Genomic DNA, 6,579 nt, shown 5'->3' on the forward strand with positions numbered 1-6,579 from the left:
CCTCTCAGCAATCCCCCGGTGCCGGGCCACCTGAAAATATATACGCGATCAGATAAACCACATCATCGATATCAATAGCGCCGGAGCAATCCGCATCACCTGAACCGATCGGATCGGGAACCGGGCCGCCTGAGAAAATATAGGCGATCAGGTACACGACGTCATCAATATCGACCGCGCCGCTGCCATCGGCATCACCCGGAACAAAAACGTTAGCTATCGAGAAACTCGCCCTCGGTGAATACGCCGTCGTAACGACAGGCGCCGACGACGGTGTCGCCGCCACGCGCCAGTAATAGTCTCCCTCAGCAAGTGGATCGGTTGCAATTGACGATCCGGACGGCTGAGTCGCGCTATACACGACATTGGTGAATCCGAATTCTGTCGCCACCTGTACCTGATATGACGCTGCTCCCTCGGATGCAGTCCAGCGCAGTTCTGGTGTCTCCGTGCCGACCAACGCTCCCCCCTTCGGCGATATCGGCAAAGGAACATCAATATTCGTGTGGGAGAGAATCCACGCGTACCAGCCCTGCAGAAAGGCAACCAATGATGCATGGTCGAGTCTCTCAATACCATATGCACAGAATGTCGTCGCTAGCGTACCGACAACAGGATCGCCGCTCGGATAGCTAACGGCTATCGCACCATCATCGAGCGCCTCCTGCAACGTGGCTGCTGCACCGGCTCCGGCGATTATGAAATCGGAATAGTCATAGAATGTCCATTCCATGCTCGTTCCGCTAAAGCCGTCCATATATGATCCGGGAACGCCTTCAATCAGATAAGCTCCTTGATCCTCCTGAGGCACGCCGGTGACATGCATGTAGCCGGCAAGGAACGAGTCCATGCCGAGATCGTAGATATAGTCCTGGCTGAATAGACCAACACGACCGGCGTTGTCGAGATACTGCTGCAGCACTGTCCGCTCTGCGGATGTCAGGCACTTCTCATAATCAGGGTCCGACGTTCGCGTGCCAAAATATGATCCGTTCGTCCAAAGCACGAGCTGATATGGTATGAGCTTGTCGTATTCAGGAGTGCCATCGGAGAATGTGCGATAGACATCAAAGGCAACACCTGCATCATACATCGCATCAACAAGATTGTCCGACCAGTTCGAGCCGTTATTGTCGAGCACCAGCAGAATCTTCTGGCGATTGATGTCGATTCTGATCGGAATATCCTGCGGACTACCGTCCGCAGTCAGGTGCAGATTGAATGTTGCCGCCGAATCGAAATCTGCGATTCCTGTCAGCACTTCGAACCTGAACGGTGATGGTTCATTCGCGACAACCGACGCGTGGCTGGCGCTGCCGTAGTCGGCGCTGTTATCAATAATCGAGACGCGCGTATCTGATGTGCTCAGAATCCCGCTGAGACCTGCCGCACCGCCACCGTCGCACGCGAGTGATATCACAAGATCGACCACCTCGCCGGAATCGGCATCAGAATTGAAATTCGGTGGTGCACCGAGCGAGACCGTGTCGAGAATGTCGTACGAACTCAACCTGTAGATTGGTTCGTCGGGATCGACGATGAGATCAAGTAGCATCGAATCGGCATAGTATTCAATGCTCGCGATGGTCACGATGTCGGTAGTGTTATTGTAATCGAAGCTGTTGGGATTCGACGAAAACGAGAAATAGTCGTTCCCGGTCGCTCCGGGGTAGAGATCGCCCGCGTCTCCCCTGTTTGTGCGAGGGTGTCTATTGCCGCCACCGTAATCTTTTTCGAGATCGAAACTGCCGTCAGCCTGCTCTAATGTGACGTAACGATGGCTCTCGTCCTGCTGCCATCCGTTCTCATCGACATGCCAGATCGCCAAACCGCCATCCCCTCTGAAAAGTGAATCGAAACCGATCTTTGCGCGGTCTTCTACAAGAAAATACTCGTGCGGGCTAATTGGGTGATGAATTCTATAACAGACGGGTGAAGTGACGGCCGGCGGAATCACGAGACCGATCATGTTGGCAGTTACATCAATAGGCGTCATCCAGCCCATTCTCAGCTTCATTTCGGCGCACATGTGTGTCGGACGTTCCGGGTTGCCGGGAAGCGCGCCCCATGACCCAGCCGCCATCAAGCAGTACACGCCGATCCCCTCCGATGTGCCGTCGGTGTCGTACAGATCGGGAAGTCCAAGAACATGCCCGTACTCATGGCAGAAAACTCCGATTTCGATCATCGCGCCGCCGAGAAGCTCTTCCGGCTCTATTGAGTAACGACCAGTTGAAACGAAGTCATTTGTGTATACTTCATGATACCATGCATGCGACCAGATGTCGTTCGGATCGCCTGTCTCTTCACCGCCCGGACCGGCATGCACGAGGAATATTCCCTCCGCGTAGCCGTCGCCGTTATTGTCAAACTGTGCGAAGTTTATTGTCGGATCAAGGATGTTCACACAATCCTCAAGCAATCCCTGAGAGTTGTTCGGATACCATCCCATGCCGTAATTGCCGTCTGAATAGTATGTGTATGGATGCGGAGCCATTATCCACGCAGTGACAGTTCCGGTTGGTGAAAATGCACCATATGAGACTTCCTGATAGTATTCGAGAAGCGAACCGGTCGGGATAACGCCCGTAGAAAACATCAAGTCATCATAGGCTAACTGTGGATGATTGACATCGTCCGCCTGATTATCAGGGAATTCTACAAGGATCAGCAGGAGATTATCAGTATTGTTCGGTCTTTTCAGGGCTGCCTCTTCGAGGTCCTTCTTCATAGTTGGTGGCAACTTCGGGATACCATGCTTGACGCCTTCCGGTACCGGCATACCGAGCCGTTCAGTATACCACTCCGGAGGAGCCGGCGGCATCACTGCCAGAGTCCATGAGCTGAGAACCAAAATGAGAACAAAGCTCAAGCACGTTAGTCTAATGAGATTCTTCACGACGGCTCTCCTTTATCAACACTTTGATCCCAACAATCGACATCATCATCACAACTGCCGGACTCAAAGAACAAGTTACGATTTTTGTCAGACAATTTACCTACGTAAGTGATTTGTATGTACGGAGTTAAAATAGCACATCCTGCTGATTTATCAACAGTTTTCTTATCTTTCCGGGAAAATATCTGGCAATCTCGTAAGGGCTTCCCTACATTGTCATTAGATGGTTGATAGTGGAACGACGGTAATGGCATCCAGACGTAGTCTGTCATGAATAGAGACGGTCTCTCCAGCAGAGTTTCTAGGACAATAATTGAATGCGAGCTCATCAGCCGGGGCGATAAGCTGGTCTGTGGAATCTCAGGTGGTCCCGACTCAGTCTGCATGGTGCACATTCTGACAGACTGGCGGCGCGAACTCGGTTTTGAGATGGTCCTTGCCCATGTCAACTATCACACTCGCGGTGACGACTCCGACCTTGATGAAGACCTCTGTCGGAAACTGGCCACTGATCTCGGTATCGACATGCATGTCAGAGCAGTCGATCAGGAAGAGCTGATTCTCTTAAAGAACGGCAATTTCCAGCGGGATGCGCGGCACTTGAGATATGAGTTTTTCGCCCGATTACTCGCGGATATCGGCTGCAACAAAATTGCTACCGGGCACACAGCCGATGATGTGGCGGAAACTTCACTAATGCATTACGTCCGTGGGGCTGGGATATCGGGCATCGGGGGAATATACCCCACGAATGGCAACCTGATCCGACCACTCATCGACTGCTATCGGGATGAGATCATTTCCTACCTCTCCGAGAAACGGATTACCTATCGAATCGATAGCAGCAATCTGGAGAGCAAGTATCTGAGGAACCGCGTCCGAAATCAACTGATACCGTTGCTGAGTGAGAATTATAATTCCAGAGTAGTCCGCGCGATTGCCAGGACAGCGCACATCGCACAGGCGACCGGTGAGTTCCTTGAAAAGCATGTCGACCGGCTCTGGAGAGACTCCGTTTCGTCTTCGCGGCTGGGCAAAATCCTCATTGATGTTCGTGCCTTCACCAGCGGCGACAAGATATTGAGATACGAATTGATCCGAAAAGCGTATAACTTGCTTCTGGGAGAGGACAACCACAGAACATCGCTCGACCTCGAACTCATCGAATCTGCAGACAGACTTACGGCCTCAGAGGTTGGCCGAAGAGCTGACTTGAATAGCGGCATTTCGATAGAGAGGGGTAGCGATCAATTAGTAATTTTCCGCAACGATGTGACAGAGGTCTGCGAAAGGGTCGACGTCCCCGGCATCACCAGGCTTGAAGATTTCAGCCTTGAGGTCCTGTCGGAAATCTGCGATTTCGATGGAGAGATAGCCAAGTCCAGTGATTGCTGGGATGTGCAGCTCGATTTTGACAGGTTGACTCCCCCTTTCTTGCTGCGCACGTTCAGAGATGGAGATCGCGTCAGATTGTTGAATTCACCGGGCAGCAGGAAGTTGTCAAATATTCTCATCGACAGGAAAATTCCCCGGTCGCTTCGCTCCGAAATCCCAATCTTGACGGCTGCCGACGAGATCGTCTGGATTGTCGGAGTCGGCATAACGGATAGCGCAAAACTGACCGCACAAACTGAGAAGGTGCTGAAACTCCATGCAAAATCAAGCGTTATACAGGAGTGAGATGTCTGACCGCCTGCAAATACTAATTGATCAGGATCGTCTGGCAAGAAGAGTATCGGAGTTAGCGAAGCAGATATCTGAGGATTATAGAGGGCGATGCCCGATTCTGGTGGCAGTCCTCAAAGGCGGATTCGTATTTATGGCTGACCTGATTCGGGAGCTTGATATAGAATTCGTCGTAGACTTTATCGCAATCGGCAGCTATGGAGGTAACCGAAATTCGAGTGGAGCTGTTAAACTGCTAAAAGACCTGAACCACGATATAAGCGGCGAAGATGTTATCTTCATTGAAGATATAGTTGACAGCGGACTCTCTTTGAGTTATATCTATGCAAACTTTTTGGCAAGACAGCCGAAATCTATAGAAGTAGTGACACTTCTTGATAAAATAGAGAACAGAAAGGCAGATTTGCGTATAAAGTACGTGGGTTTTGAAATACCAGACAGATTCGTGATCGGTTACGGACTCGATCTGGACGAGAGATTCCGCGGATTGCCTTATATAGCATGCCTAACGGAGGACTGAGTAGTCGAGAATGAGCAATTTTGATCAAGATCGCCGGAGCGGCCGAGAGCCATCCGGCAATAGGCAGAATAAAGACAAGAAAGACGAATTCCAGTGGAAGCGTAACGCCAGGCCTCTTTTCTTCTGGCTTGTCATCGTCCTGGTATTGATCTTCTTCATCAAATTTTATTACTCCGGGCAGACCGAACTGGCTCAGATTACGTACTCGGAATTCCTCTCTGAGGTGGACAAAGGGAATGTCACGGAAGTCGTTTTTATCGATCACGACATTCACGGAAAATTCCGCGAGCCATACAGCCATGTTGTGGCAGGCGAGAGCAAGGCTTACGATGACTTCAAAACGCGCCTGGTATTCGAGGACCCGAGTCTTCTGACCCGACTCGAAGAGAGCAATGTGCAAATCAAGGCAGAGGAGCAGCCGTTCAGTTGGCTCACAATCCTCGGTTTTGCGCCGTGGCTGCTGTTGATCGTTTTCTGGATCTTCATGATGCGCCAGATGCAGGGTGGCGGCGGTCCGAAGGGGTTATTCTCATTTGGAAAGTCTCGCGCACGGTTGCTGACTGCGGAAGGTACAAAAGTGACGTTCTCGGATGTTGCCGGATGTGACGAAGCCAAGGAAGAATTGCAGGAGATTATTGAATTCCTTAAGGAGCCGGGGAAATTCCAGAAACTCGGCGGCAAGATTCCCAAAGGCGCACTGCTGCTCGGCAATCCCGGAACAGGAAAGACTCTGCTCGCTCGTGCTGTCGCGGGTGAAGCTGATGTTCCTTTCTTCTCGATGAGCGGCTCAGACTTTGTCGAAATGTTCGTCGGTGTCGGTGCATCGCGGGTGCGCGACCTGTTCGACCAAGGCAAGAAGAACGCCCCCTGTATCATATTCATCGACGAAATCGACGCCGTCGGCCGTCACAGAGGCGCAGGTCTCGGAGGTGGTCACGATGAGCGCGAACAGACGCTGAATCAGCTTCTCGTCGAGATGGATGGATTCGAGTCGAACGAGGGTGTTATTCTGCTGGCAGCGACAAACCGTCCCGACGTGCTCGATCCGGCTCTTCTCCGCCCCGGCAGATTCGATCGCCAGATTATCGTGGATCAGCCAGATATCAAGGGCCGCGAGGGCATTCTTAGGGTGCACGTGAGGAAAGTCAACATAGATGAGTCCGTCGATCTGGAAGTCCTTGCCCGGGGAACTCCCGGTATGTCTGGAGCCGAACTGGCCAACATGGTCAATGAGGCTGCACTTCTTGCAGCCCGCAAGAACCATGATAAAGTGCTGATGGATGATATGGAACAGGCCAAAGACAAGGTCATGATGGGCACCGAACGACGGTCGCTTGTGATCTCGGAGGAAGAGAAGAAGACTACGGCATATCACGAGGCTGGTCATGCGCTCGTTGCAAGGCTGATGCCGAAATCGGACCCCGTGCACAAAGTCACCATTATCCCGAGAGGTATGGCGCTCGGCTTGACTTCC

The 6,579-nt window shown here is 51.8% G+C and carries 4 protein-coding genes; 3 read left to right on the top strand and 1 reads right to left on the bottom strand.

The window, feature by feature from the left end:
- Nucleotides 1–4: 4 nt before the first annotated feature.
- On the bottom strand, nucleotides 5–2,899 hold the full coding sequence (locus KKH67_11050; protein MBU1319715.1) for a M6 family metalloprotease domain-containing protein: 2,895 nt from the start codon (nucleotides 2,897–2,899) through the stop codon (nucleotides 5–7).
- A 270-nt stretch (nucleotides 2,900–3,169) separates the two neighbouring features.
- On the opposite strand from KKH67_11050, the gene tilS reads away from it, so the two are divergent.
- From tilS to ftsH, 3 genes are all read left to right on the top strand, one after another.
- Nucleotides 3,170–4,579: a tRNA lysidine(34) synthetase TilS gene (gene tilS / locus KKH67_11055; GenBank protein MBU1319716.1), complete on the top strand. Its 1,410-nt coding sequence runs from the start codon at nucleotides 3,170–3,172 to the stop codon at nucleotides 4,577–4,579.
- Nucleotide 4,580: 1 nt separating this feature from the next.
- The gene (gene hpt, locus KKH67_11060; GenBank protein MBU1319717.1) at nucleotides 4,581–5,105 is read left to right on the top strand and encodes a hypoxanthine phosphoribosyltransferase; all 525 of its coding nucleotides are present in this window, start codon (nucleotides 4,581–4,583) and stop codon (nucleotides 5,103–5,105) included.
- A gap of 10 nt (nucleotides 5,106–5,115) precedes the next feature.
- Nucleotides 5,116–6,579: ATP-dependent zinc metalloprotease FtsH (gene ftsH, locus KKH67_11065; GenBank protein MBU1319718.1), on the top strand; the 1,464-nt coding region annotated here is incomplete at its 3' end.

The organism is Candidatus Zixiibacteriota bacterium, from assembly GCA_018820315.1.
GTDB lineage: Bacteria > Zixibacteria > MSB-5A5 > JAABVY01 > JAHJOQ01 > JAHJOQ01.